This window comes from Pseudomonas sp. FP453 (assembly GCF_030687495.1).
Taxonomy (GTDB): Bacteria; Pseudomonadota; Gammaproteobacteria; order Pseudomonadales; family Pseudomonadaceae; genus Aquipseudomonas.
In genome coordinates this window covers 37,805-63,658 of sequence record NZ_CP117435.1, presented here as the reverse complement: position 1 = coordinate 63,658, position 25,854 = coordinate 37,805, and the positions used below count along the sequence as shown (strand labels likewise).

General features: G+C 61.1%; 28 protein-coding genes. 10 read left to right on the top strand and 18 right to left on the bottom strand.

From position 1 onward, the window contains the following. The first annotated feature begins 28 nt into the window (after positions 1-28). Positions 29-232, top strand: coding sequence for a twin transmembrane helix small protein (locus PSH87_RS00310; RefSeq protein ID WP_017734707.1), 204 nt, complete (start codon positions 29-31; stop codon positions 230-232). A 6-nt stretch (positions 233-238) separates the two neighbouring features. Here PSH87_RS00310 and PSH87_RS00305 read toward each other — a convergent pair whose 3' ends face one another. From PSH87_RS00305 to coxB, 4 genes are all read right to left on the bottom strand, one after another. Next, on the bottom strand, positions 239-1,126 hold the full coding sequence (locus tag PSH87_RS00305) for a cytochrome c oxidase subunit 3 (RefSeq protein WP_305432023.1): 888 nt from the start codon (positions 1,124-1,126) through the stop codon (positions 239-241). A 35-nt stretch (positions 1,127-1,161) separates the two neighbouring features. Beyond that, positions 1,162-1,713, bottom strand: coding sequence for a cytochrome c oxidase assembly protein (locus PSH87_RS00300; protein ID WP_305432022.1), 552 nt, complete (start codon positions 1,711-1,713; stop codon positions 1,162-1,164). A 135-nt stretch (positions 1,714-1,848) separates the two neighbouring features. After that, positions 1,849-3,435, bottom strand: coding sequence for a cytochrome c oxidase subunit I (ctaD, locus tag PSH87_RS00295; RefSeq protein WP_017734710.1), 1,587 nt, complete (start codon positions 3,433-3,435; stop codon positions 1,849-1,851). Positions 3,436-3,493: 58 nt separating this feature from the next. Then, positions 3,494-4,621, bottom strand: coding sequence for a cytochrome c oxidase subunit II (gene coxB / locus PSH87_RS00290; RefSeq protein ID WP_026136517.1), 1,128 nt, complete (start codon positions 4,619-4,621; stop codon positions 3,494-3,496). A gap of 367 nt (positions 4,622-4,988) precedes the next feature. On the opposite strand from coxB, the gene PSH87_RS00285 reads away from it, so the two are divergent. Beyond that, the gene (locus PSH87_RS00285) at positions 4,989-5,636 is read left to right on the top strand and encodes a hypothetical protein (protein WP_305432021.1); all 648 of its coding nucleotides are present in this window, start codon (positions 4,989-4,991) and stop codon (positions 5,634-5,636) included. 165 nt (positions 5,637-5,801) lie between these two features. On the opposite strand, the gene PSH87_RS00280 is transcribed toward PSH87_RS00285, so the two are convergent. From PSH87_RS00280 to PSH87_RS00255, 6 genes are all read right to left on the bottom strand, one after another. Next, positions 5,802-7,337 (bottom strand): SulP family inorganic anion transporter, encoded by a 1,536-nt coding sequence (locus tag PSH87_RS00280; protein ID WP_017734713.1) that lies wholly within the window; start codon positions 7,335-7,337, stop codon positions 5,802-5,804. Between the two features lie 85 nt (positions 7,338-7,422). Continuing rightward, positions 7,423-8,154, bottom strand: a complete 732-nt coding sequence (locus tag PSH87_RS00275; protein WP_017734714.1) for a carbonic anhydrase — start codon at positions 8,152-8,154, stop codon at positions 7,423-7,425. Positions 8,155-8,380: 226 nt separating this feature from the next. Continuing rightward, the gene (locus PSH87_RS00270; protein ID WP_305432018.1) at positions 8,381-9,439 is read right to left on the bottom strand and encodes a PA0069 family radical SAM protein; all 1,059 of its coding nucleotides are present in this window, start codon (positions 9,437-9,439) and stop codon (positions 8,381-8,383) included. A gap of 70 nt (positions 9,440-9,509) precedes the next feature. Continuing rightward, positions 9,510-10,769, bottom strand: a complete 1,260-nt coding sequence (locus PSH87_RS00265) for a cytochrome c (protein ID WP_305432016.1) — start codon at positions 10,767-10,769, stop codon at positions 9,510-9,512. 12 nt (positions 10,770-10,781) lie between these two features. Next, the gene (locus PSH87_RS00260; protein ID WP_257782919.1) at positions 10,782-12,566 is read right to left on the bottom strand and encodes a GMC family oxidoreductase; all 1,785 of its coding nucleotides are present in this window, start codon (positions 12,564-12,566) and stop codon (positions 10,782-10,784) included. Positions 12,567-12,568: 2 nt separating this feature from the next. After that, positions 12,569-13,321 carry a gluconate 2-dehydrogenase subunit 3 family protein gene (locus tag PSH87_RS00255; protein ID WP_305432014.1) on the bottom strand — a complete coding sequence of 251 codons (753 nt, stop codon included), beginning with the start codon at positions 13,319-13,321 and terminating at the stop codon, positions 12,569-12,571. A gap of 232 nt (positions 13,322-13,553) precedes the next feature. Here PSH87_RS00255 and PSH87_RS00250 point away from each other — a divergent pair, with 232 nt between their 5' ends. Further along, positions 13,554-14,240, top strand: coding sequence for a tyrosine-protein phosphatase (locus PSH87_RS00250; RefSeq protein WP_305432013.1), 687 nt, complete (start codon positions 13,554-13,556; stop codon positions 14,238-14,240). A 7-nt stretch (positions 14,241-14,247) separates the two neighbouring features. Here the strand turns inward: PSH87_RS00250 and PSH87_RS00245 are convergent, their stop codons facing one another. Together PSH87_RS00245 and prlC are read right to left on the bottom strand one after the other, a co-directional pair. Further along, positions 14,248-14,523, bottom strand: a complete 276-nt coding sequence (locus tag PSH87_RS00245) for a YheV family putative zinc ribbon protein (RefSeq protein ID WP_017528719.1) — start codon at positions 14,521-14,523, stop codon at positions 14,248-14,250. Further along, a complete protein-coding gene (gene prlC / locus PSH87_RS00240) occupies positions 14,520-16,595 on the bottom strand; it encodes an oligopeptidase A (RefSeq protein ID WP_305432011.1) in 2,076 nt (691 codons plus the stop codon). The genes PSH87_RS00245 and prlC overlap by 4 nt, the downstream gene beginning before the upstream one ends. Before the next feature lie 76 nt (positions 16,596-16,671). On the opposite strand from prlC, the gene PSH87_RS00235 reads away from it, so the two are divergent. Next, positions 16,672-17,214 (top strand): gamma carbonic anhydrase family protein, encoded by a 543-nt coding sequence (locus PSH87_RS00235; protein ID WP_017734721.1) that lies wholly within the window; start codon positions 16,672-16,674, stop codon positions 17,212-17,214. Beyond that, positions 17,211-17,870: an HAD family hydrolase gene (locus PSH87_RS00230; RefSeq protein ID WP_305432010.1), complete on the top strand. Its 660-nt coding sequence runs from the start codon at positions 17,211-17,213 to the stop codon at positions 17,868-17,870. The genes PSH87_RS00235 and PSH87_RS00230 overlap by 4 nt, the downstream gene beginning before the upstream one ends. Before the next feature lie 85 nt (positions 17,871-17,955). On the opposite strand, the gene PSH87_RS00225 is transcribed toward PSH87_RS00230, so the two are convergent. Next, positions 17,956-18,999, bottom strand: a complete 1,044-nt coding sequence (locus PSH87_RS00225) for an aminopeptidase (protein ID WP_305432008.1) — start codon at positions 18,997-18,999, stop codon at positions 17,956-17,958. 104 nt (positions 19,000-19,103) lie between these two features. Here PSH87_RS00225 and PSH87_RS00220 point away from each other — a divergent pair, with 104 nt between their 5' ends. Next, a complete protein-coding gene (locus tag PSH87_RS00220) occupies positions 19,104-19,526 on the top strand; it encodes a hypothetical protein (protein WP_017734724.1) in 423 nt (140 codons plus the stop codon). Between the two features lies 1 nt (position 19,527). Here the strand turns inward: PSH87_RS00220 and PSH87_RS00215 are convergent, their stop codons facing one another. Then, positions 19,528-19,767 (bottom strand): DUF1161 domain-containing protein, encoded by a 240-nt coding sequence (locus PSH87_RS00215; RefSeq protein WP_017734725.1) that lies wholly within the window; start codon positions 19,765-19,767, stop codon positions 19,528-19,530. Between the two features lie 252 nt (positions 19,768-20,019). Next, complete coding sequence (locus PSH87_RS00210; RefSeq protein WP_305432007.1) at positions 20,020-20,451, bottom strand: OsmC family protein; 432 nt, start codon at positions 20,449-20,451, stop codon at positions 20,020-20,022. A gap of 219 nt (positions 20,452-20,670) precedes the next feature. On the opposite strand from PSH87_RS00210, the gene PSH87_RS00205 reads away from it, so the two are divergent. Further along, a complete protein-coding gene (locus PSH87_RS00205) occupies positions 20,671-21,672 on the top strand; it encodes an LLM class flavin-dependent oxidoreductase (RefSeq protein ID WP_305432005.1) in 1,002 nt (333 codons plus the stop codon). Between the two features lie 59 nt (positions 21,673-21,731). On the opposite strand, the gene PSH87_RS00200 is transcribed toward PSH87_RS00205, so the two are convergent. Beyond that, complete coding sequence (locus tag PSH87_RS00200; protein ID WP_124527054.1) at positions 21,732-21,956, bottom strand: DUF1161 domain-containing protein; 225 nt, start codon at positions 21,954-21,956, stop codon at positions 21,732-21,734. A 102-nt stretch (positions 21,957-22,058) separates the two neighbouring features. After that, a complete protein-coding gene (locus PSH87_RS00195; RefSeq protein WP_017734729.1) occupies positions 22,059-22,274 on the bottom strand; it encodes a dodecin in 216 nt (71 codons plus the stop codon). Positions 22,275-22,430: 156 nt separating this feature from the next. On the opposite strand from PSH87_RS00195, the gene PSH87_RS00190 reads away from it, so the two are divergent. Beyond that, positions 22,431-22,757, top strand: a complete 327-nt coding sequence (locus PSH87_RS00190) for a YqjD family protein (protein WP_003170746.1) — start codon at positions 22,431-22,433, stop codon at positions 22,755-22,757. Here PSH87_RS00190 and PSH87_RS00185 read toward each other — a convergent pair. After that, complete coding sequence (locus PSH87_RS00185; protein WP_305432004.1) at positions 22,754-23,650, bottom strand: LysR family transcriptional regulator; 897 nt, start codon at positions 23,648-23,650, stop codon at positions 22,754-22,756. The two genes, PSH87_RS00190 and PSH87_RS00185, sit on opposite strands and share 4 nt — an antisense overlap. A gap of 110 nt (positions 23,651-23,760) precedes the next feature. On the opposite strand from PSH87_RS00185, the gene trpB reads away from it, so the two are divergent. Beyond that, positions 23,761-24,987: a tryptophan synthase subunit beta gene (gene trpB / locus PSH87_RS00180; protein ID WP_017734731.1), complete on the top strand. Its 1,227-nt coding sequence runs from the start codon at positions 23,761-23,763 to the stop codon at positions 24,985-24,987. Beyond that, positions 24,987-25,796: a tryptophan synthase subunit alpha gene (trpA, locus tag PSH87_RS00175; RefSeq protein WP_017734732.1), complete on the top strand. Its 810-nt coding sequence runs from the start codon at positions 24,987-24,989 to the stop codon at positions 25,794-25,796. Before trpB ends, trpA begins: the two co-directional genes overlap by 1 nt. The last annotated feature ends 58 nt before the right edge of the window (positions 25,797-25,854 follow it).

Here is a 25,854-nt window from a genome sequence, read left to right as displayed (position 1 = left end):
TGCCCGCCCATCCCCTTGGAGCCCGACCATGCTCAAAGCCGCTATTGCCCTGATGCTGATCGCGACCGTTGTGAGCCTGTTCAGTGGCTTGTTCTTTCTGGTCAAGGACGAGGGCAACTCCAATCGCCTCGTCACTGCCTTGACCGTGCGTGTCGTGTTCGCCGTCATCACCCTGGCGTTGATCACCTGGGGCTTTTTCAGCGGCCAGCTGGTGTCTCACGCGCCGTGGTAAATCGCCTCACAGCACATACACGAAGAAAAACAGGCCGATCCACACCACATCCACAAAGTGCCAATACCAGCTCGCCGCTTCGAAGCCGAACTGATGCTCGGCATTGAAGTGCCCCTTGAGGATGCGCATCAGCATCACAAACAGAATGATCGTGCCGATAGTCACGTGGGCGCCGTGGAAACCGGTGAGCATGAAGAACGTCGCGCCGTACACGCCCGAGCCCAAGGTCAGGCCCAGCTCTTTATAGGCATGGATGTATTCCTCGGCCTGGAACCCGAGAAACGCCAACCCCAGCAGCACGGTGATCGCCAGCCAGAGCTTGAGCGCGCCGCGATGACCTTTGCGCAGCGCGTGGTGAGCAATGGTGATGGTCACGCTGGAACTCACCAGCAAGATGGTATTGACCAGCGGCAGACCCCACGGGCTGATCGTCCCTTCGGGCGCGGGGTAGAGTTTTGGGTCAGGGTTGTTCAGCAGCGGCCAGGCAAACTCGAAGTTCGGCCACAGCATGTGCGCGACGCCTTTTGAGCCCTCGCCCGCCAGCCATGGCGCCGACATGTGACGGACATAAAACAGCGCACCGAAGAAGGCGATAAAGAACATCACTTCGGAAAAGATGAACCAGGTCATGCCCCATCGGAACGAGCGGTCCATCTGCGGGCTGTACAAACCGGCGCGGCTTTCCTTGATCACCGCGCCGAACCAGCCGAACAACATATAGGCCAGCAACAACCCGCCGACGAAAAAGATCCACGGGCCGTGGGATTCCGGGCGCGCGGCCTTGAGATCGTTGAACCACACGGCCAGGCCGTACACCGTGACCAGCATGCCAACCGTGGCAATTATTGGCCATTTGCTTTGCGCTGGTACGTAGTACGTATCATGAGACGACATGTATTCGCTCTCCTGATTGAGGGGGCAAACAGTAGCTAGCCGCCGCTGTGGACGGCCACCGGCGGTTGGCGCGCAGTGATATCAAACAGCGTGTACGCCAGGGTCAAATGCTTCACATCCTTGGGCATGTCGCGATCGACGATAAAACGCACCGGCATCTCGATGCGCTGGCCCGGCTGCAACACCTGCTGGGTAAAGCAAAAACATTCGGTCTTGTGGAAGTACATCGCCGCTTCCGCCGGCGAAATGCTCGGCACGGCCTGGGCGGTCATGGCCTTGTCCGTGGGGTTGTAGGCCACGAACAGCATCTCGGTCACGGCACCGGGGTTGACCACCACTTCATCGGCCTTGGCGTGGAACTCCCAGACCATGTCGATGGCATTGGTGGACAGGAACTGCACGCGCACTTGGCGCGACGGGTCCACCACCTGCGCCCCTTCGTACTGCCCGGCGGTCTTGCCGTTGATGCCGAACGCCTTGCACATCACGTCATAGATCGGCACCAGGGCGAAGCCGAAGGCGAACATGGCGACCACCAGGATCAGCAGGCGGGTGACCAGGCGCCTGATGGGCACGGACTCAGCCATCACACACCCCCAGCTTTTGATTGTCTGTGGGAGCGGGCTTGCCCGCGATAGCGGTGTGCCAGGCACTGCATGTGGCGACTGACACACCGCCTTCGCGGGCAAGCCCGCTCCCACAGGAGTCCCGTGGCGACTTGTTCATTTGACCTCCGGCGGCGTGGTGAAGGTGTGGTACGGCGCCGGCGAAGGCACGCTCCACTCCAGCCCTTCGGCCCCATCCCACGGCTTGGCCGGTGCCGGCGGGCCGCCACGGATGCACTTGATCACGATAAACAGGAAGAAGATCTGCGTGGCGCCAAACATGAACGCGCCAATCGACGACACCATGTTGAAGTCGGCGAACTGCAGGTTGTAGTCCGGCACCCGCCGCGGCATGCCGGCCAATCCCACAAAGTGCATCGGAAAGAACGCCATGTTCATGCCCACGAAAGACAGCCAGAAGTGCAGCTTGCCCAGGGTTTCGTCGTACATGTGGCCGGTCCATTTCGGCAGCCAGTAGTAGGCCGACGCGAAGATGCCGAAGATCGCGCCGGGCACCAGTACGTAATGGAAGTGCGCCACTACAAAGTAGGTGTCGTGGTACTGGAAGTCCGCCGGGGCAATCGCCAGCATCAGCCCGGAGAAGCCGCCGATGGTGAACAGGATCACAAAGGCCACGGCAAACAGCATCGGCGTCTCGAAGGTCAGCGAGCCTTGCCACATGGTGCTGACCCAGTTGAACACTTTCACCCCCGTCGGCACGGCGATCAGCAGGGTGGCGTACATGAAGAACAACTCGCCCACCAGCGGAATGCCCACCACGAACATGTGGTGCGCCCACACGATGAACGACAGGAAGGCAATGCTCGCCGTGGCGTACACCATCGAGGTGTAGCCGAACAACGGCTTGCGCGAGAAGGTCGGGATGATCGAGCTGACGGCGCCAAAGGCTGGCAGGATCATGATGTATACCTCGGGGTGGCCGAAGAACCAGAACACATGCTGGAACAGCACCGGGTCACCGCCACCGGCCGCGCTGAAGAAGCTGGTGCCGAAGTGGATGTCCATCAGCATCATGGTCACGCAACCCGCCAGCACCGGCATCACGGCGATCAACAGGAACGCGGTGATCAGCCAGGTCCAGACGAACAGCGGCATTTTCATCAGGGTCATGCCCGGCGCGCGCAGGTTGAGAATGGTGGCGACCACGTTGATCGCGCCCATGATCGAACTGATGCCCATCAGGTGGATGGCGAAGATGAAGAACGTCACGCTTTCCGGCGCATAGGTGGTGGAAAGCGGGGCGTAGAAGGTCCAGCCGAAATTCGGCCCGCCGCCGGGGGTAAACAGGGTCGAGACCAGCAACAGGAACGCTGCAGGCAGCAGCCAGAAGCTGAAGTTATTCATGCGCGGCAGGGCCATGTCCGGCGCGCCGATCATCAGCGGGATCATCCAGTTGGCCAGGCCGACAAACGCCGGCATCACTGCGCCGAACACCATGATCAGGCCGTGCATGGTGGTCATCTGGTTGAAGAACGCCGGCTCGACGATTTGCAGGCCGGGCTGGAACAGTTCGGCACGGATCACCATGGCGAACGAACCGCCGAGCAGAAACATGGTGAAGGCGAACCACAGGTACATCGTACCGATGTCTTTGTGGTTGGTGGTCAGCACCCAACGCATCAGGCCTTTGGCGGGGCCGTGGGCATGGTCGGCGTGACCATGGTCATCGATCACAGTGCTCATGGCCGTTCTCCTGCAGGCGAGTGGGCGGGGCCGGTCGGGGTAGACGCTCTGAAGTCAGTCATTTGCTTTCCGCCTGTTTCAGGTCCAGCACGTCTTTCGGCGTGACCATGTCGCCTTTGTTGTTGCCCCAGGCGTTGCGCTCGTAGGTGACAACGGCGGCGATGTCCACTTCCGAGAGCTGCTTGCCGAACGCTGCCATGGCGGTGCCGGGCTTGCCGAAGTAGACGCGGTGCAGGTGGTCTTCCTTGGGCCCGGTGGCGATTGGCGAACCCTTGAGCGCCGGGAACATCGGTGGCAGGCCCTGGCCCTCGGCCTGGTGACAGGCCACGCAGGCGGTGTGGTAGACCTTGTCGCCACGGGCCACCAGCTCTTCCAGCGTCCACTCTTTGGAGGTCAGCTCCTTGAGCTTGGCGGCTTCGTCTTTGCGCGCCGCCAGCCAGGTGTCGTAGTCGGCCTTGGACTTGACCTCGACCACGATCGGCATGAAACCGTGGTCCTTGCCACACAGTTCGGCACACTGACCACGGTAGATGCCGGGCTTCTCGACGCGCGTCCAGGCCTCGTTGACGAAGCCGGGGATGGCGTCGCGCTTGACCGCAAAGGCCGGCACCCACCAGGAGTGGATCACGTCGGCGGCGGTCACCAGGAAGCGCACTTTTGCGCCCACAGGTAGCACCAGCGGTTGATCGACTTCCAGCAGGTAATGCTCGCCCTTGGTCGCCTGGTTATGGATCTGCTCGGCGGGGGTGGCCAGGTTGCTGAAGAACTCCACATCCTGGCCGAGGTATTTGTAGTGCCACTTCCACTGGTAGCCGGTGACCTGGATATCGATATCCGACTCACTGCTGTCGTAGATATTGATCAGGGTCTTGGTTGCCGGAATGGCCATCGCGACAAGGATCAGCAAGGGCACCACGGTCCAGAGGATCTCCACGGTGGTGCTCTCGTGGAACTTGGCCGCCACCTGGCCCGTGGACCGGCGGTGCAGGATCATCGACCAGAACATCGCGCCAAACACGATGATGCCGATCACCACACAGATCCAGAAAATGGTCATGTGCAGGTCAAACACAGCGTGGCTGACTTCAGTCGCCCCTGGCGCCATATTCGTGGTCCAGGCGGCGTGCGCCTGGCCGAATACCGACCACAACAGAAGGCCCATCCAAACGTGTGGATGTCGCGTCATTGCGGGTTCCCCTTATCGTTCTTGTTATCCCGCCGGTTTGCACCTGCGTCGAAGGGAGCGGCTTCCATACTGCTTACAACCGCTTAGCCTCACCTGCTTATGCAGTCTGGCGTCATCAGCTAATTGCCTACAAAACCGAGTATAGACAGCACCTGCAACCCCGCAATGTGTGGGGACAAATCAGCACAAACAGACGGGCGGAGCCAATAAAACCGGGGGCGGAATCGTTTATCCGACGAACGATGGCATTCCGATATAACACAGGCGCATAACCATGAAATAATTATGACAAATGCGTCTGAGGCGCTCGTATAAACGAGCTACCTTATCCTCTCCCTTTTCCTACGCCTGCATCACTGGAGCCCTCATGAACACCGCCGCATTGCGCGAGCAGATTTCCCGTGCCCATCAACACGAAGCCAGCACGGGCCAGCTGGCCCAGCAACTGGAAACCCAATTGCCGCACCTGCATTCGGCCATCTCTTTGGCTGACGGTGATCGCAACATTGTCATGACGCGCTTCGTCACTGCTTATATCGACCTCGTCCCGGATTTGCTCGACGCCGCCAACGACGTGGCCCGCGAGGCTGGTATCGAAAGCCAGATCAAGCCTGTGCTGAAAATCGCCGAGCAATTCTTCCTGCAGCCGCCCGCGATCCTCGCCGGGCATGAAGGGCTCGATGGCCTGCTGGACGAGGCCTACCTGGCCCATCGCCTGGTGGAAGAAGTAAACGATCTGTATATCAAGCATTTCGGCCAGCCGCTGATCCCGGCGGACACCACCGTGGCCAACCTGATTGCGCACCAGCTGATCGGCGAAGCATTTGCCAACAGCCTCGATGAAGCCGTGCACCTGGCGGTGGATGAGATGCTCAACGAAGACAGCTTTGCGCTGGAATCGGTGGAGGCTTATCGCGAAACGCTCAAGAGCCCGAACACGGAAGCCGCGTGGAAGCGCTGGCCGTGCCTGTCTCGCCAACTGGGTGTGGAGTTGGCGCTGGATCAGCCGGCCTAAATCTCGCAGCCGATACCAGACCAATGTGTGTGAGAGCTGGCTTTTGTGGGAGCTGGCTTGCCTGCGATTGCATCACCTCAGTGCAACTGAAACACCGAGGTGCCTGCATCGCGGGCAAGCCCGGCTCCCACAAAAGCCAGCTCCCACATTTTTGATCCGGTTTCGTCAGCCAGAGGGCGCTGCCGAGCCTATCCCCGTCGTCATCCGCACCCGACCTTCCAACCGGCGCTTCAACCCACGCGCCTCGATCACCAGTTTCGAACCCTTCGCCGCATTGGCCCGCCCCCATTCCTCCAACAACTCCAGGCAGGAATGGTCGATGTAACTCAGGTTGTTCAGCGGCACATGCACGGTCGTCCCGGCCGGCACCGTCGACAGCACCTGGGTCAACGCCGGCACTTTCAGGAAGGTCGCCGCACCGCTCAAACGTAGCTCCATCTCACTGTCCTGGGGCAGGTCGATCAGGCTCACCTTCAAACGCGAAGCCTTGAATGCCAGCTTGACCAGCGTCAGCCCGAAGCCCACCAGCACGCCGGTCAGCAGGTCGGTAAAAATGATCGCCAGCGCTGTCGCCGCATAGGTGAACATCGGCATGCGTCCATAACGCCCCAAGGCCTTGAATGCCTTGATGTCCACCAGCTTGATCCCGGTGTACACCAGCACGCCCGCCAGGCTCGCCACCGGGATGCTTTGCAGCACGCTCGACAGCAACAGCACGAATGCCAACAGCCACAGCCCGTGGAACATCGCCGATAACCGCGTGGTTGCACCGGCCTGGACATTGGCTGAGCTGCGCACGATCACACCGGTCATCGGCAGGGCGCCGACCAGGCCGCACAACATGTTGCCCACACCTTGAGCGGACAATTCCTTGTCGAAATCCGAACGCTGGCCGTTGTGCATGCGGTCTACCGCTGCGGCGGAGAGCAAGGTCTCGGCGCTGGCGATAAAGGCCACGGCGAATGCCGCGATCAACAGCTGAGGGTCGGCCAGGTTCAAGAGGTCACTGGGGCGCAGCCAGTCGATGGCGTCCGCGAGGTTTTCCGGGACTTCCACACGCTTGACCTGCAACGCCAGCATCAGGCTGACCAGCGTGGTCAGGCCCACGCCCAGTAGCGCGCCGGGCACAAAGCGCAGGGTTTTCGGGCGGAGCTTGTCCCACAGGTACATCACCAGCATCGTCGACAGCCCGAGCAAACCCGCCTGCCAGCCAAGGCTGGGAATGGCCTGCGCCACTGCCGCCGGGAAACCCGCCAGGTTATCCAACCCCGAAGGCTTGGGCACACCGTCGAGCATCACATGGATCTGCGACAGCACAATCAGCACGCCGATACCTGCCAACATGCCATACACCACAGCCGGTGCCGTCACGCGGAACCAGCAACCCAGGCGCAACCGCCCAGCCACCAGTTGCAGGAAGCCCGCCAGCAGCAGGATCGGCCCCAGCATCATCATTCCGTGTTGGCGTACCAGCTCAAACACCAACACCGCCAGGCCTGCCGCCGGGCCGCTGACTTGCAGCGGCGAACCCGCCAGCCACCCGACGACCAGGCCACCGATGATCCCGGTGATCAAACCCTTGGCCGGCGGCATGCCGGACGCAATCGCAATGCCCATGCACAAGGGCAGGGCGACCAGGAACACAACCACCGAGGCGAGCAGCTCCCGTGGCAATACAGCTTTCAATTGAGCAGCACGCATGATGACTCTCCCGAGGCATTCGCCGGGCGCGGCAAAGCCTGGCTGCATCCATGGCAGCCACCGCTTTACCCGGCAGGGAAGTGTTTTAGAAGCGCGCTTTAGGCGTCGCGCAAGGGATTGGCCCTTCGCCGTTCAGGGGTCTGAACGTGGACTGATCCGCATCGTAGGCGCGGATTTCGCTGGTCTCGATGTTGTAGATCCAGCCATGGATAAACAAATGACCATTGGCCATGCGCGAAGCCACGGAAGGGTGGGTGCGCAAGTGCTGCAACTGGGCGATGACGTTTTCTTCGGTCAGCACCTTCATGCTTTCGCTTTCATTGGCGCAGTCGCAGTTGTCATGGACCATGGTCTTGGCAACCTCGGCATGCCGCAGCCAGGCCTTTACCGTCGGCATTTTTTCCAGGCTGTCGGGGTTGAGCACCGCACGCATCGCGCCGCAATCGGAGTGCCCGCAGACAATGATGTGCTGCACGCCCAGGGCGAGTACCGCGTACTCGATGGCCGTGGAAACACCGCCGTTCATCTGGCCGTAGGGCGGCACCACGTTGCCGACGTTACGGGTCACGAACAAGTCGCCCGGCGAACTCTGGGTAATCAGCTCGGGGACAATGCGCGAGTCGGCGCAGGTAATGAACATCGCCCGCGGGCTCTGGGCCGTGGCGAGTTTCTTGAAGAGTTCTTCCTGCTGGGGGAAGACGTCGTGATGGAAATGCAAAAAGCCGTCAACGATATGCTTTAGCGCTGCATCGGCGGATTCCGCCACCTCAGGGGCTGAAGCCGACGCAGCCAACGGCTGTTTATCCTTATCACTCATGATTCATCCTCTTGGTTAATGCAGGGGAGTGTTCAAGTGCGTTCGACGCCTGGCCCGTGAAATCGTTGCAAACGCCACAAAGCAGGCCGCCGACTCATCAGTCACTCGCTGGACAAGGTAGCCGCCGAAACTTAACTCAAACTGAATGAACCGCTCTAGATCGCGGGTTTCAGTGATGTCAAAGTGAGACTATTCCTACAAATAAAGTGCACCTTTCCTCAACAGTCTACAACAACGCCATCTGCCTGCCCGGCGGACAGAACGCCGTGCAATCCAGATTAAACCCTTCCCGACGATTGAGCCCCAGGCGTTTGATCGCCTTGCTGAAACGCTGGGCCAGCAGATCGGCAAAAGGACCCTCGCCGCGCATGCGCACGCCAAAGCGACTGTCGTACACCTCACCACCGCGTACCTGGCGCACCAGGCTCATCACATGGGCCGCGCGCTGCGGGTAATGCGCCGCCAGCCACTCCTCGAACAACGGCGCCACCTCCAGCGGCAGGCGCAGCATCATGTACGCCGCACTTTGCGCACCGGCCGCGTGGGCTTCGGTGAGCAGGCTTTCCAGTTCGCTGTCGTTGATCATCGGGATCATCGGCGAGCACAACACGCCCACCGGGATGCCTGCCTCGCGCATCACCCGAATCGCCCGCAACCGCGCCTTGGGTGCCGCCGTGCGCGGTTCCAGGATGCGCTTGAGCTCGTCATCCAGGCTGGTGAGGCTGATCATCACGGCTACCAGCCGCTGGCGCGCCAACTCAGTGAGCAAATCGAGATCACGCAGGATCAGCGAGCCCTTGGTGATGATGGTCACCGGGTGCCGGTAACGCAGCAGCACCTCAAGGGTTTGCCGGGTGATCCGATACTCGCGCTCGATGGGCTGATAAGGGTCGGTGTTGGACCCCAGGTTGATCGGCGCACACACATAACCCGGCTTCGACAGCTGCTGCTCCAGCACGTCGGCGGCGTTGCTCTTGGCGATCAGCTTGGTCTCGAAATCCAGCCCCGGCGACATGTCCCAATAGGCATGGCTGGGCCGCGCATAACAGTAGATGCAGCCGTGCTCGCAGCCACGATAAGGGTTGATCGAGCGATCAAACGGCAAGTCCGGCGAGTTGTTGCGGGTGATGATGGTCCTGGCCGTTTCGATACGCACTTCGGTGCCCTGGGTCGGCGGCACTTCCTGATACCAGCCGTCGTCCTCGGCCACGCTGACGGTGGGCGCAAAGCGGTTATGCAGGTTGGTGGCCGTGCCCCGGCCACGGGGCGGCAGCGGAGTAGACATAAAAACGCCTCAATACTGTTTTTATATACAGTATCGAGGCGCGAGGTTTCTGACCAGTGCCGTTTGGCGGTCAGTGTTTTTCCGCAGCCTGACGCAGGTTCGCCACATCACCGGCTTTCACCGGTTCACCTTTGTTGCCCCAACTGCCACGGATGAAACTGACGACATCCGCCACTTCCTGGTCCGACAGGCGCCAGGCGAACGCCGGCATGGTGAAGGTGGACGGCGCCGCGTGGGTCGCCGGCAAGGTGCCGCCGTTCAACACAATGTTGATCAACGAGGTGGCATCCGCCGTCTGCAATACCGGGTTGCCGGCCAGGGCCGGGAACACGCGGGTGTATCCGTGGCCGTCGGTGCGGTGGCAAGCGGCGCAGTTGTCGATGTACACAGAGGCACCGCGCTGGCTGTCGTCGCCTTTCCACAGAGCCTCGGCGACCTGCTTGTCGTACTGGTGCGGCTGATCCTTGGGGTCGACCGCCGGCAGGCTCTTGAGGTAACGGGCGATAGCCGTCAGGTCATTTTCCGACATGTACTGCATGCTGTGGACGACCACATCGCTCATGCCACCAAACACCGCGCTACGGTCGCTGCGGCCGGTCTTGAGGAATTGCACCAGCTGTTCCTCGCTCCAACTGCCGAGGCCGTCCTTGTGATCGCCGCGCAGGCTTTTGGCAATCCAGCCTTCCAGCGGCGCACTGCCAGACAGGAACGCGCTGCCCTCGCTGGCACTCAGGGCTTTTTCCTGCATGGTCAGGGCCCGCGGCGTGTGGCAGGCGCCGCAGTGGCCGAGCCCTTCCACCAGATAGGCGCCACGGCTGATCACCGGGTCGGCCTGCGCGGCTGGCTGCGCTTCGGCAACCTCAGGCGCAAACATCCAGCGCCACGCGGCCAACGGCCAGCGCATGCTCAACGGCCATGGAATATCGCTGGCCTTGTTGTCCTGGGCCACCGGTTCCACACCCTTCATGAAGTACGCGTACAACGCCTGCATATCGCTATCGCTCACGCGCGCGTAAGACGGATAGGGCATGGCCGGGTAAAGCGTACTACCGCTCTTGGCGACGCCATGGCGCACGGCCTTGTCGAAGTCCTCGAAGCTGTAGTCGCCCAGGCCGCTCTTGTCCGGGGTGATGTTGGTGGAATAGATCACGCCAATCGGCGTTTCCATCGGCAGGCCGCCAGCGAACGGCTTGCCGCCCTTGGCGGTGTGGCAGGCCACGCAGTCACCGGCGCGGGCCAGGTATTCGCCCTGCTTGATCAGGTCGGTTTCGGCAGCGCTTACCGAGCAACTGCTGAACAGCGCCAGAGAGGCGATAACAAATGCTTTCATGGTCATCGCTCCTTATGCCTGAACCAGTGGGCCGGGGTTTTTCAGGTACTGCTCGCGGATCGCGCGGGCCGACCAATAGGTCAGCGCCGCCACCAGGCCGGTAGGGTTGTAGCCCAAGCCTTGTGGGAAAGCTGACGCACCGGGGACAAACACGTTGTGTACATCCCAGCATTGCAGGTAACGGTTCAACGCACTGGTCTTGGGATCGGTGCCCATGATCGCGCCACCGTTGAGGTGGGTGGTCTGGTACGACGCGGTGTTGAAGTGCTCACCGACCTTTTTGCCAAGCACGGCAATGGCCTTGGGGTTCATCGCCTCGGCGACCTTGCCCATTTTCTCGACCATGAAGCGGTTCATCTTGATGTCGTTTTCCTGCCAGTCGAACGTCATCCGCAGCAACGGCTGACCGTAGGCATCGCGGTACACCGGGTCCAGATCCAGGTAGTTGCCCCGATAGGATTGATGCGCACCGTGAGCGTCCATCGACACCTGGTGGGTGTAGTAATCGGCGGTGGCACGTTTCCATGCGCTGCCCCAGGCCGGTGTACCCGGTGGGTTGGACGTCCCGGCAATCGGCCGGCTGCCGGCCTGGTTGACCCACATTGGCGAGCCGCCCACAAAGCCATGGGGCCCGTGGTCGAAGTTGTCGGCGTTGAAGTCGTCGATGGCCACGCCATTGCCGCCGGCACCGATGAAGTTGTTGGTGTGGGTGTCCTTGTCGAAGAACGCCTTGATGGTGGCCATGTTCTGGTAGGCAAAGTTGCGGCCCACCACGCCCTCGTTGGTGATCGGATCGTAAGGCTTGCCGATGCCCGACAGCAGCATCAGGCGCACGTTGTGGAACTGGAACGCGCCGAGAATCACCAGGTCGGCCGGCTGCTCGCATTCGCGACCCTGGGCGTCGATGTACGTCACACCGGTGGCTTTGCTCTTGGTGCTGTCGAGATTGACCTTGAGCACGTGGGAATTGGGCCGCAACTCGAAGTTCGGCACCTGGCGCAGCGCCGGCAGGATGTTCACGTTCGGCGAAGCCTTGGAATACATGTAGCACACGTAACCGCTGCAAAAACCGCAGAAGTTGCACGGGCCCATCTGCGCGCCATAGGGGTTGGTGTACGGCCCCGAGGTATTGGCCGACGGCAGGTTGTAGGGTTTGTAACCGACCTCGGCAGCGGCTTTCTGAAACAGCTGTGCGGAGACGGTGTTTTTCTGCGATTCCAAGGGGAACGGGTTGGAGCGGTCCGGGGCATACGGGTTGCCACCGCGACCTTCGCCCACCAACTGGCCTTTGACGGTCCAGGCCTGGCCGGAGGTGCCGAAGACTTTTTCCGCGTAGTCGAAAAACGGCTCCAGCTCTTCATAGCTGACGCCGAAGTCCTGGATGGTCATGTCCTTGGGAATGAAGTTTTTGCCGTAGCGCTCTTCGTAATGGCTGCGCATGCGCAGCTCGATCGGGTCGACACGAAAGTGCACACCCGACCAGTGCAGGCCCGCACCACCGACGCCATTGCCCGGCAGAAACGCACCCAACTGACGGTTGGGCAGGGCGACGTCATTCACGCTATGGCGAATGGTCACCGTCTCCTTGGAAATGTCCTGGAAGAGTTTTTTACGCACGCTGTAGGTCAGTTCGTCGATGACCTGGGGATAGTTGCCGTCTGGGTAAGTGTCCTGCATCGGGCCGCGCTCCAGCGCTACCACGTTGAGGCCTGCTTCCGTCAGCTCCTTGGCCATGATCGCGCCGGTCCAGCCGAAGCCTACGATCACCGCATCCACTTTCTTCATGATGGTCGCCACGTTTATGCCCTCTCGCCGCGGATGGAAACTGCCGGGAAGGGGTATTGCTCGTTGCGTTCAACCCAGTCCATGAAATCGGCGCGGGCGCCGGGGAAGCCGATCATGGTCCAGCCGACCATGCCTTTGTTGCCACCGTGGATCGGGTCGCAGAAGAACCCTTCCTTGGTGTTTTGCAGCAGCAGATTGAAGAAAATCTTCGGCGGCACCGCGTCGAAATGCGCGGCCACTTCACTGCCGCCAGCCTCCAGGCGACGCAGCATGTCGTCTCGGGTAGCGCTGTCTTGCGCAGCAAAAGCTTTACCGTTGAACGCTTTCGACCATGCATCCGTCGCGGCGATACCCAGGCGATAGATGTCCTTGGGCACCAGTTTGCTCTGCCAGCCCATCTCGGGCGGTGCATCGGCGTTGAACGGACCTTGCATAAACCACAGCGCGCCACTGGCGTACGGCGTGTTCATCTGGCGGTCGATGTATTCCGGGGCGCCGGCTTCCAGGGCGCCTGGGCCTTGGGCATCCGCCGGGATCAACTGCGCCACGGCGGCGTTGATAAACGCCCACTCTTCGGCCGTGAAGTAACTTGGCTCGTAGGCTTTTTCGCTGGCCGCAGGCTTGGCGGGAGCGGCCTGGGCCGGCTCGGGCGTGGCCATCAGCATCGAGCCGCCAAGGCCTGTGCTGGCAACCGTGACCACCGGGATCAAGGTCAAGGATTTGCGCAGAAAGTCACGCCGGGGGTTGTCTTGATCTTGATCAGACATGGGTGCACCTCATCATGTGGTCACGGGTTGATCAGCTGCTTCTGGGGAGCGGCTTGGGTATTTTTGGCAATCAATGGTTACAAATGATAGCAGCCTAAGGATCGGGAGGAATCGTTTCAACGACTAAAGACTGAGGATTCACGAATCTTTGACGACCACCTCACACCCCGTTGACCCCCCGTAAACCAATCTGTGGGCCATCCCCAACCCTCATGTCTGGTTAACGTCACCCATGTTCAAGCATCAATGGCTGTCGGCTCTTGGCCTCGCGCTCGTGGCCTTGTTTACCCTCGTGCCTGCCCAGGCCGACGAGTCCACCTCCATTCGCTCGGCCGAATGGGCGCAGCCCGTGGGCAGCCAATACAACCTGCACCAGATGACGCCCACCCTGTATCGCAGTGCTTTACCCGACAGCGGCGCGGTGCCGCTGCTGGAACAACTGAAGATCGGTACCGTGATCAACTTCCTGCCGGAGTCCGACGCCAACTGGCTGAAAGCCCCCGGTATCCGTCAAGTCCAGCTGAGCTATCGCACCAACCATGTAGATGATTCCGACGTGCTGGCGGCACTCCGGGCGATCAAGGACGCCGAGGCCAACGGCCCGGTGCTGATGCACTGCAAACACGGCTCCGACCGCACCGGCCTGATGGCGGCGATGTATCGCGTGGTGGTGCAGGGATGGAGCAAGGAGGATGCGCTGAACGAGATGACCCTGGGCGGTTTTGGCACCAGTAACGGCTTCAAGGACGGCGTTCGCTACATGATGAAGGCCGATATCGACAAGTTGCGTACAGCCTTGGCGAATGGCGATTGCAGCACCAGTGCGTTTGCACTGTGCTCGATGAACAGTTGGCTCAACACGGCGGGAACGGGCCGTGCCGAGCCAAAGAACGACATTGGACTGACGGTAAAACCCTAAACGGGCGTCAGTCTTTTTTCAGCTTGGGATTGGGGAAGAACTGCACCGCCTGCACCTTCGGGTCAGCCGGCGCCTTCAACGCCGAGGTGTTGACCCGCGTGCCCAATTCCTTGGGCACCGACAGACCTTGGTCATTCAATGTGTCGGTATAACCGCAGGCCACACACTCACGGTGCGGCACGCTGTCTTCGGTCCACATCTTCAACTTGTCCGGCTCGCTGCACGCCGGGCAGACCGCCCCGGCGATAAATTGCTTTTTGGTGATCACAGGCCCTTCACTCATGCTGCCGCGTCCTCACTCAGGCCGCTGTGGCGCAAGAGTGCGTCAATCGACGGCGCACGTCCGCGGAAATCGACGAACAACACCATCGGTTCCTGGGAACCGCCACGGGCCAGGATCGCCTCGCGGAAGGCACGGCCGGTCTCGGCATTCAATACGCCGTCTTCTTCAAACTTGGAGAAGGCATCGGCCGACAGCACTTCGGCCCACTTGTAGCTGTAGTACCCCGCCGCATAACCGCCGGCGAAAATGTGCGCAAAGCTGTTGGGAAAACGGTTGTAGGCCGGCGGACGCATCACCGAGACCTCATCGCGCACGCCTTCCAGCACCTGGGCCACGCTGCGGCCATCACCGTGGGTGGCGTGCAGTTCAAAGTCGAACAACGAGAATTCCAACTGGCGCACCATCATCAGGCCGGACTGGAAATTCTTCGCCGCGAGCATTTTTTCCAGCAGGTCCTGGGGCAGCGGCTCGCCGCTTTCGTAGTGGCCGGAGATCAGCGCCAGGCCTTCCGGCTCCCAGCACCAGTTCTCCATGAACTGGCTCGGCAACTCCACTGCATCCCACGCCACGCCGTTGATACCGGACACGCCAGCGTGTTCAACGCGGGTCAGCAGGTGGTGCAGGCCGTGGCCGAATTCGTGGAACAGCGTCGTCACTTCGTCGTGGGTCAGCAGGGCAGGCTTGCCGCTGTCGGCCGGGGTGAAGTTGCACACCAGGTTGGCCACCGGGCTTTGCAGTACGCCGTCGATGGTGCGGCGGCGGTCGCGCGCGCCGTCCATCCAGGCGCCGCCGCGCTTGTTGGCGCGGGCGTACAGGTCAAAGAAGAAGCGGCCGACGTGCTCGCCGTTTTCCTTGATTTCAAACAGGCGTACATCCGGGTGCCAAGTGTCGAAGCCTTTCAGTTCGGCAATCTCGATGCCGTACAGGCGTTGCACGATGGCAAACAGGCCGCCGAGCACTTTGTCGATGGGGAAGTAGGCGCGCAGGGCTTCCTGGGACACGCTGTAGCGCTGCTCACGGAGTTTTTCGCCGTAGAAACCGCTGTCCCAGCTTTGCAGGTCGGCGCAGCCTTGTTCGGCGGCGTAAGCCTTGAGCTGTTGCAGGTCCTGGGCGGCAAACGGCTTGCTGCGCTTGGCCAGGTCGCGCAGGAAGCTCAGCACCTGGTCGCTGGACTCGGCCATCTTGGTGGCCAGGCTCAGTTCGGAGAAGGACGCGTAGCCCAACAGCTTGGCCAGTTCCTGACGCAGGTCGAGGATCTGTTCCATCACCGGGCCGTTATCGTTCTGACCGGCATTCGGGCCTTGGTCCGACGCACGGGTGCAGTAGGCCGCGTAGACTTCTTCGCGCAGGGCGCGGTCGTGAGCGTAGGTCATTACCGCGTAGTAGCTCGGAAATTCCAGGGTGATCAGCCAACCGTCCAGGTCTTTGGATTGGGCAGCTGCCGCCATCTGCGCCTTGGCCGAATCGGTCAGGCCGGCGAGAGTGGCTTCATCGGTAAAGTGTTTGGTCCAGGCCTGGGTCGCATCCAGCAACTGGTTGGAGAACTTGCTGCCCAGTTCGGACAGTTTGCTCTGCACTTCGGCGTAGCGTTTTTGCTGCTCCGGCGGCAAGTCGATACCCGACAGGCGGAAGTCGCGCAGGGCGTGTTCCAGGATGGTTTTTTGCGCCACGTCGAAACCGGCGGCTTCCGGGCTGTTGGCCAGGGCTTCGAAGGCCTGGAACAGTTCACGGTTCTGGCCCATCTCGGTGGAGTAGGCGCTCAACGCCGGCAGGCAGCTTTCATAGGCCTCACGCAGTTCGGCGCTGTTGCACACGGCGTTGAGGTGGCTGACCGGGCTCCAGGCGGCGCCCAGGCGGTCGTTCAGTTCGTCCATGGCCAGGACCAGGCCGGCCCACGTCGGATTTTTCCCCTGGCTTTGCAGGATACCTTCGATGGCGACGCGGTTGTCGGCGAGGATCTGTTCAATCGCCGGTTGCACGTGCTCGGCACGGATCGCCGAGAACGGCGGCAGGTCGTAGGACTGCAGAAGAGGGTTGTTCGCGCTCACGGTGGGTACCTTGGCTGAAGACATGTAAGAACAAAGATGGGGCCATCTTAATTACAATCAACGCCCACCGCAGCTATCAGCAGAAGAGAGAGAGGCTATCGTGACCCTTCGCACCTATCAGAACCACACGCCAACCCTGGGCGCCGGGGCTTTTGTCGATATTTCGGCGGTGGTGATCGGCGATGTCGAAATCGGCACCGACAGCTCCGTGTGGCCGCTGACCGTGATTCGCGGCGACATGCACCGCATCCGCATCGGCGCGCGCACCAGCGTGCAGGATGGCTGCGTGCTGCATATCACCCATGCCGGGCCGTTCAACCCGGACGGTTTCCCGCTGCTGATCGGCGACGACGTGACCATCGCCCACAAGGTCATGCTGCATGGTTGCACGGTAGGCAGCCGCATCCTGATCGGCATGGGCAGCATCGTGATGGACGGTGCGGTGGTGGAAGATGACGTGATCATCGGCGCCGGCAGCCTGGTGCCGCCGGGCAAGAAACTCGACAGCGGCTTCTTGTACGTGGGCAGCCCGGCTAAACAGATCCGTCCACTGACTGACAAGGAACGCGCATTTTTCACCTACAGCGCGGCGAACTACGTGAAACTCAAAGACCTGCACCTGGCTGAAGGATTCGATCAATGACCCTGCATTACCCCACCGTCCTCTTCGACCTGGATGGCACCCTGACTGATCCGCGTGAAGGCATCACCCGCTCGATCCAGTACGCCCTCGCCAAACTCGGCATCGACGAGCCGGACCTGACCAAGCTCGAACACTTTATCGGCCCGCCATTGCTGCAAGCGTTCATGCAGTTCTACGGGTTCGACGAAGCCAAGGCGTGGGAAGCGGTGAATTTCTACCGCGAGCGCTTCAAGGTGACTGGACTGTATGAGAACCGCGTATTCGACGGCGTGCTGCCGCTGCTGGAAGAGCTGAACAGCCAAGGTCGCCAACTGTATGTCGCCACCTCCAAGCCGTGGGAATTTGCCCGCGAGATCGCCAGGCATTTCGATTTTGCCAAGCACTTCAAGGTGATCTACGGCAGCGAGCTGGACGGTACGCGCACCAACAAGGTCGAGTTGATTGCCCACCTGATGCGCGAAGAAGGCCTGGACCCGGCGACCACCCTGATGATCGGCGACCGCAAGCACGACCTGTTCGGCGCCCGCAGCAATGGACTGGATTCGGCGGCGGTGGGGTATGGGTTTGGCAGCTTTGAAGAGTTGAATGCCGAGGCGCCGACCTGGCATTTCGAGACGTTGGCCGAGATGCATCAGGCGTTTTTGCGGCGGCCTTGAGACCGCTATCGCAGGCAAGCCAGCTCCCACCTTTTGATGTGTGAATACCTTCAAATGTGGGAGCTGGCTTGCCTGCGATGAGGCCCTAACGGCCACCGCTCTCCAACTGCCTCAACGCCGCCTTGCGCTGCTCCACCGGCAACCCACCCATCTTCTCCACCGCCGCATAAAACCTCAGCCAATCCCCGCCTTCCTGCCGAAACAACGCCGCAAACGCCGGCACCCACTGGTCATACAGCCCAAACGGCAACAACCGCGCATTGTTCATCGGCAAGTTGATCCACGCGTCATAACGTTTATCGCCCGCCCACTGGCTGTCACGCATCTGCCGATAATCACTGCACAAGCGCTCGAATTCTGCCGCCTTGGCCGCACGCATCGCATCGGCCGATAACGGCTGGGCATAAACCTTTTCCAACCGCTGACGGGTATCGAGGATCAACTGGATAAACTGATCACGCTGCTTGGACGCCGACACGCTGGCCGGCGCCAGCCCACGCGCGGCACGCCATTGCCGCGTGCCTTCCTGCTCGACGAAATTGGCGAATGACTCGTTGAACTCGGTGTCGTCCTGCACATAAAACCGCTGGTGCGCCAGCTCATGAAAAATCAGCGTGGCCAGGCGCTCATCCCCCCAGTTCATCATCGAGTTGAGGATCGGGTCGTTGAACCAGCCCAGGGTGGAATAGGCCTCGACCCCGCCAATCGACACGTCCATGCCCCGCAGGCGCAACAATGCCGCCTCACCCCGCGCTGCGCCCTGGTTGTAATAACCGCGATAGGCCACGCAACCGGCAATCGGGAAGCAGTGGGTTTCCGGCGACAGCGAAAATTCTGTCGTGGCGAAGACATTCCAGACGACATAAGGTCGGCCAATATCGGCGTACAGCCGGTAACTCGGGTTGTCAGGCAAATGCAGGTGCTCACTGGCAAAGGTGCGCGCCTTCTGGGATTGCGCCAGATGCTCACGCAGCTGCGGCGGCCGCGCGGGGTCGGCGATGACCTGGGCAACCGGTTCGCGGGCCCGCAACAATTGCCACTGGCCGCTGGCCAACTGTCCGTAATAACTGATGCTTGAGCAGCCACTGAGCAGTACCACCATCAACCCGAGGAAAAAACGCCTGACCATGCACCGATTACTCCTGGGAATTTTCCACGCCATGGGGTGTTTATACTCAAGGGGAACCTGCTGCGTCAGGCCCATTTCTTTTCTTCCATCATTGAGTACACGCCATGCGCCAGCTGTTGCTTGCCATCACCGTCCTGTTTCTCAGCGCATGCGCTTTGACGCCGTTGCCAGCGGTCGATCCGCAGCAAGCCTGGGTCGATTTCGCCACCCCGACACCCAACGCCAAGCTGGTGATGGCCCAGCGCCTGGACGGCAAGAACCTCAATGACGGTCGTTTCTTCCAGATGCCGCCCGGCAGCCACGAGTTGATGGTGCGCTTTGATTTCGAAGTACCAACGGGTAGTGGCTTCGGCGGGCTGGGGCAGACCACCGAACGCACCTGCTTCATGACGCTGCAGTACGACCACTTCCAGGCGGGCCAGCGCTATGTCCTGGAAGGCCGTTCGCTGGCCTTCACGCCGAATATCCGGCTCTACAACGCGGAGCGTCAGTTGTTGGCAGAGGAGCGCAGCGTCAACTGCATCTGATTCAGTCGTTGTTCTTCTGGTAGATGATGGCTTTGGTGCCGTTCTCACAGCTGCCGACGACCATGGCTACGTCGTGCTTGTCGGCTTCTTCCTTGCTGACGATTTCCAAGGTGTAGGACGGAACCGCGTTCGCCTGGATCTTGACCTCGATCTCCTTGCGCAGCTCTTCACAATCTTTGGGCGCGGCCACGGCCGAAGTGGCCAATACGCCGCAGATGATCGCCAAGGCAAAACGTTTCATGTGTGTAGCTCCCTGAATGCACTGCGCACGGGTGTGCGCCTAGGCAGTGATGGCTATAGGACCACATTACTGAAACGCGAGTTCTGATTTAACGCAGAACTAAAGGCGGGAACTGCACTTATGTGGGAGCTGGCTTGCCTGCGATGGCATCACCTCGGTATTACTGAAACTCCGAGGTGTCTGCATCGCAGGCAAGCCAGCTCCCACACAAGTCAGCTTTTACATTCAATTTGTGCTGTTACCTGGACTTGGTTAGTTAACCAGCGTCGCATCCAGGCTGATCTTCGCATTCAGCACCTTGGACACCGGGCACCCTTCCTTGGCCTTTTTGCTCAGTTCTTCAAACTGCGCCTGGCTCGCGCCGGGGATCTTGGCCTTGAGGATCAGGTGCACCGCCGTGATCGCAAAGCCGCCATCGACCTGATCCAGGGTCACTTCGGCCTGGGTGTCGATACTGTCAGCCTTGAGCCCGGCGTCGCCGAGAATCATGGAAAACGCCATGGAGAAACAACCGGCATGCGCCGCGCCGATCAATTCCTCAGGATTGGTCCCCTTGCCCCCTTCGAAACGTGCCTTGAAGCCGTAGGGCGTTTCGCGCAGCACGCCGGTTTCCGTGGAAATGGAACCCAGGCCCGTCTTCAAATCACCTTCCCAATGCGCGGATGCTTTTTTCACGATACTCATGGCAGTCTCCTCAAGCGGTGGTTTTGCGTACGTAAGGGTTCTGAGGATAGTCGGACTGACAAAGTTCATCCTGTCGGAGAAACCTAGCAACCAAGTAGGAAATTTCGGTGCCTGCTATTGAATCTCGGGTATATGCCCTCATTGCATAGAGCATGCACATGAAGCGGCAGGTTTTGATTCGTCTAGACAGCCTGCGCGCCCCCTTGGAGAAGCAGGCTTATGAAATCGCTGTCCGACGTGAAGTTCTCGACCCTCGACCTCGTGCCCGTGCGCGCCAATGGCAGCCCGGCGCAGTCGTTGCGCAATTCCCTGGACCTGGCCCAGCACGTGGAAAAGTTCGGCTACAACCGTTTCTGGGTGGCTGAACACCACAACATGGACGGCATCGCCAGTTCGGCCACCTCGGTGTTGCTGGGCTACCTGGCCGGTGGCACCTCGACGATTCGCGTCGGTTCCGGCGGTGTGATGCTGCCCAACCATGCGCCATTGGTGATCGCCGAGCAGTTCGGCACCCTGGAAAGCCTCTACCCCGGGCGTATCGACCTGGGCCTGGGCCGCGCGCCCGGCTCCGACCAGATGACCGCCCGCGCCCTGCGCCGTGAGCGCTCCGGCAGCGCCGACGAATTCCCCGAGGACGTCGCCGAACTGATGGCCTACCTCGGCCCACGCACCCCGGACCAACGCATCATTGCTGTACCCGGCACCGGCACCAACGTCCCGGTATGGCTGCTGGGCTCCAGCCTGTTCAGCGCGCAATTGGCCGGTGAGCGCGGTTTGCCCTACGCCTTCGCCTCCCATTTCGCACCGCGCTTGATGCACGAGGCGATTCGCGTCTACCGCAATCACTTCAAGCCTTCAGCGGTTCTCGATAAGCCCTACGTGATGCTCGGCATTCCCTTGGTCGCCGCCGACACCGATGAGCAAGCCGACTACCTGGCCACCTCGGTGTATCAGCGCATCCTCGCGCTGATGCGCGGGCAAAGCCTGGTGCAACGTCCACCGGTAAAGAGCATGGAAGGCCTGTGGCTGCCCCATGAAAAAGATGCGGTGGGTAGTTTTCTTGGCCTGGCGATGGTCGGCAGCCCGGCAAAAATCCGCGCAAAACTGGAAGTGCTGATCGAGCAAACCGGCGCCGACGAGCTGATTTTTACCTGCGACCTGTACGAACACGCCGACCGGATTCATTCCTACGAGCTGCTGGCGCAGCTGATGAAGGGCTAAAAAAACCCACCTGTGGCGAGGGAGCTTGCTCCCTCGCCACAGGTGTCTGCAACACGGGATTAACCGCGTTTGTAGACGATTTCCTTGGAGCCGGCTTCGCACGAGCCAACCACTTTGGCGTCGCCCGCAGCACCTTTGTCCACGACGTCCAGGGAATAGTGTGCAACGCCCTTGGCATCCAGTTTCGCTGCAATCTCGCTTTTCAGCTCGTCACAAGGCTTGCCCGCCGCCAGGGCAGTGCCCGCAATGCTCAACAAACCTACCGCTAACAGGAACTTCTTCATCCGTTACTTCCTTGCGCTGATCAAAAAGAGCGTGCCGACGCTCGTGGCATCGGCACCCATTGGTTGTAGCGCAGGTTATGGCAATCAGCCAGTCAGCAAAGTTCAACTACTGGCAATACGGAATCCCACTTTGAGCGTGACCTGAAAGTGCGCGGCCTTGCCATCCTTGATATGGCCACGGGTATCGACCACCTCAAACCATTCCAGGTGCTTGATGCTTTTGTGGGCCTCGGCCAGGGCGTTGTTGATGGCCTCTTCGATGCTGGAGGTGGACGATCCCACCAATTCGACTTTCTTGTAGGTGTGATGATCAGACATGAGGTTTCTCCTGAGGGTCGTCAATAAAGCCTAGCAGGCAATGTTCATACTGCTTCTGGCGACCATTCCTACGCGAAAGTTCAGATTTACTGCACTTTCTGAAACCACGGGAGTCGGTATCTACACACGTCACTCAATCACTTCAGGAGAGTCCACATGGCCAACACTTCTTTACGCAAAGCGTCGCTGGAAAGCATGGAAGCCGAGATTTCGAGCCTGCTCAAATCTCTGGAAAGCCTCAAGGACGACGCATCTGACGAGTCGCGCAAGACCTTGAAGGCCCTGAAAAGCAATGCCGAGAATGCTCTCAAGCACTCCCGTCACCTGATCAGCGATGCCTACGAAGAAAGCAAAGTGAAAATCCGCGAAACCGGTGTTGCGACCCGGGACTACGCACAGGAACACCCATGGACTACAGCCGGCGTGGCTGTAGGTGCATTGGGCCTGCTGGCCGCTTACTTGCTGTGCAAACGCGGTGACTAATCCGGCTGGCGCAACAGCTCAGCCTTGAGCCACTGCGCCAGTTGCCCGGCGCGCCCGTCTGCGGCGCGCTTGGGCAGCCACAACGCCAGGTGCGCCGGGGTTTCGCTGAAACCCCACGGCGCCACCAGCCGGCCTGCGCGCACGTCCTCGGCTACCAACGGCTCGGGCGCAATCGCCACCCCCAACCCCGCGACCGCCGCCTCCAACAAATAATACAAATGCTCAAACCCCTGGCCGTGTTTCAACGCGCCGGGCGCGATGCCGTGTTGCTGCGCCCAGCTGGGCCAGGCTTGCGGACGCGAGGTGGTGTGCAACAACGCCTCCGCGCACAGGGCCGACGCCGGCGCGTGGCGCAAGCGCTCATAGCCGGCGAAACGCGGGCTCATCACCGGGCCGATGCGTTCACTGGCCAACGCGTACACCTGCATATCCGCCGGCCACGGTGGCTCGGCGAATACCAGCAGGGCGTCAAGGCCAGGGCGGCGGGGGTCAAGGTCGCCATCACCGGCCGACAGGTGCAAGCGCAGGTCCGGCAGGTCAGCATTCAAGCGGCCCAGGCGCGGGATCAGCCAGCGCGCCAGCAAACTCCCCGAACACCCTAGGACGAAGGGCGCGTCGGCACTGGCCTGGGTCAGTTCTGCACAAACATCCCTCAACCGCTCGAACGCCTCTGCGCTGGCGTCCCGCAGGCGGACACCCGCATCTGTGAGTTTAAGGCCGCGCCCCTCCTTGACGAACAGGCTCACGCCCAGGTGCTCTTCCAGCACCTTCAGCTGCCGGCTGACCGCACCGTGGGTCACGTGCAATTGCTCGGCTGCCTGGCTGACGCTGTTCAAGCGCGCGGTGGCTTCAAATGCACGCAGGGCATTGAGGGGCGGAAGGTCTCGGCTCATCTGTGAGTTTTCCTGACAGGTTGCGGCGATCTTATCGGTTTTCAGGCCACAGCGTGAGGGGTAGAGTGGCCGTCATTGTTTCCTACACCCATTCTTTCCTGGAGCGTCCCATGACTCAGTCCCAGACCGACCTACGCAACGGCCCAGACGCCAACGGCCTGTTTGGCGCGTTCGGCGGCCGCTACGTCGCTGAAACCCTGATGCCGTTGATCCTCGACCTGGCCCGCGAATACGAAGCGGCCAAGATCGATCCGGCGTTCAACGAGGAATTGGCCTACTTCCAACGGGACTACGTCGGTCGTCCAAGCCCACTGTATTTCGCCGAACGCCTGACCGAATTCTGCGGCGGCGCCAAGATCTACCTCAAGCGCGAAGAGCTGAACCACACCGGCGCGCACAAGATCAACAACTGCATCGGCCAGATCCTGCTGGCGCGGCGCATGGGCAAGAAACGCATCATCGCCGAGACCGGCGCCGGCATGCACGGCGTGGCCACTGCCACTGTGGCAGCACGCTTCGGCCTGCAATGTGTGATCTACATGGGCACCACCGACATCGAGCGCCAGCAGGCCAACGTGTTCCGCATGAAGCTGCTGGGCGCGGAAGTGATCCCGGTGGTCGCCGGCACCGGCACCCTCAAGGACGCGATGAACGAAGCCCTGCGCGATTGGGTGACCAACGTCGACAGCACCTTCTACCTGATCGGCACCGTGGCCGGCCCACACCCATATCCTGCGATGGTCCGCGACTTCCAGGCCGTGATCGGCAAGGAAACCCGCACCCAACTGCAAGCCCAGGAAGGCCGCCTGCCGGACAGCCTGGTCGCCTGCATCGGCGGCGGCTCCAACGCCATGGGCCTGTTCCACCCGTTCCTCGACGACACTAGCGTGGAAATCATCGGCGTTGAAGCCGCTGGCCACGGCATCGAAACCGGCAAGCACGCCGCCAGCCTCAACGGCGGCGTACCCGGCGTACTGCACGGCAACCGCACCTTCCTGTTGCAGGACGACGACGGCCAGATCATCGACGCCCACTCGATCTCCGCCGGCCTCGACTACCCGGGCATCGGCCCGGAACACGCGTGGTTGCATGACATCGGCCGCGTCCAGTACACCTCGGTGACCGACGACGAAGCCCTGGACGCCTTCCACAAATGCTGCCGCCTGGAAGGGATTATTCCTGCACTGGAAAGCGCCCACGCCCTGGCCGAAGTGTTCAAACGCGCGCCGACCCTGCCGAAAGATCACCTGATGGTGGTCAACCTTTCCGGCCGTGGCGACAAAGACATGCAGACCGTGATGCACCACATGGAACAGTCTCAGCAGGAGAAACACTAATGAGCCGCCTGCAAACCCGCTTCGCCCAGCTTAAAGAACAAAACCGCGCCGCCCTGGTGACCTTCGTTACCGCCGGCGACCCGGGCTACGACACCTCGCTGGCCATCCTCAAGGGCCTGCCCGCCGCTGGCGCCGACGTGATCGAGCTGGGCATGCCCTTCACCGATCCGATGGCCGACGGCCCGGCGATCCAACTGGCCAACATCCGCGCGCTGGAAGCCAAGCAGAACCTGCTGAAAACCCTGCAGATGGTCCGCGAGTTCCGCAAGGACAACAGCGAAACCCCGCTGGTGTTGATGGGTTACTTCAACCCGATCCACAAATACGGCGTGCCGAAATTCATCGCCGACGCCAAAGAGGCGGGCGTCGACGGCCTGATCGTGGTCGACATGCCGCCCGAGCATAACGGCGAGCTGTGCGACCCGGCCCAGGCTGCGGGCATCGACTTTATCCGCCTGACCACGCCGACCACCGACGACGTGCGCCTGCCCACCGTGCTCAACGGCAGCTCCGGCTTTGTGTACTACGTGTCGGTGGCCGGTGTGACCGGTGCCGGTGCCGCTACTCTGGAACACGTCGAAGAAGCCGTGACCCGCCTGCGTCGCCATACCGACCTGCCGATCAGCATCGGTTTTGGTATCCGCACCCCGGAGCAAGCGGCGGCTATCGCACGCTTGGCTGACGGTGTGGTGGTCGGTTCGGCGCTGATCGATCACATCGCCACTGCGAAAAATGATCAACAGGCGATTGATGGCGTGCTGGGGCTGTGCGCAGCGCTGTCGGAAGGTGTTCGCAACGCCCGTAAGTAAGGGGCTCGTAAGCGGTAGGTAAAGTTCCTGATACAGAGGAATCATCCTGTTGATCCGC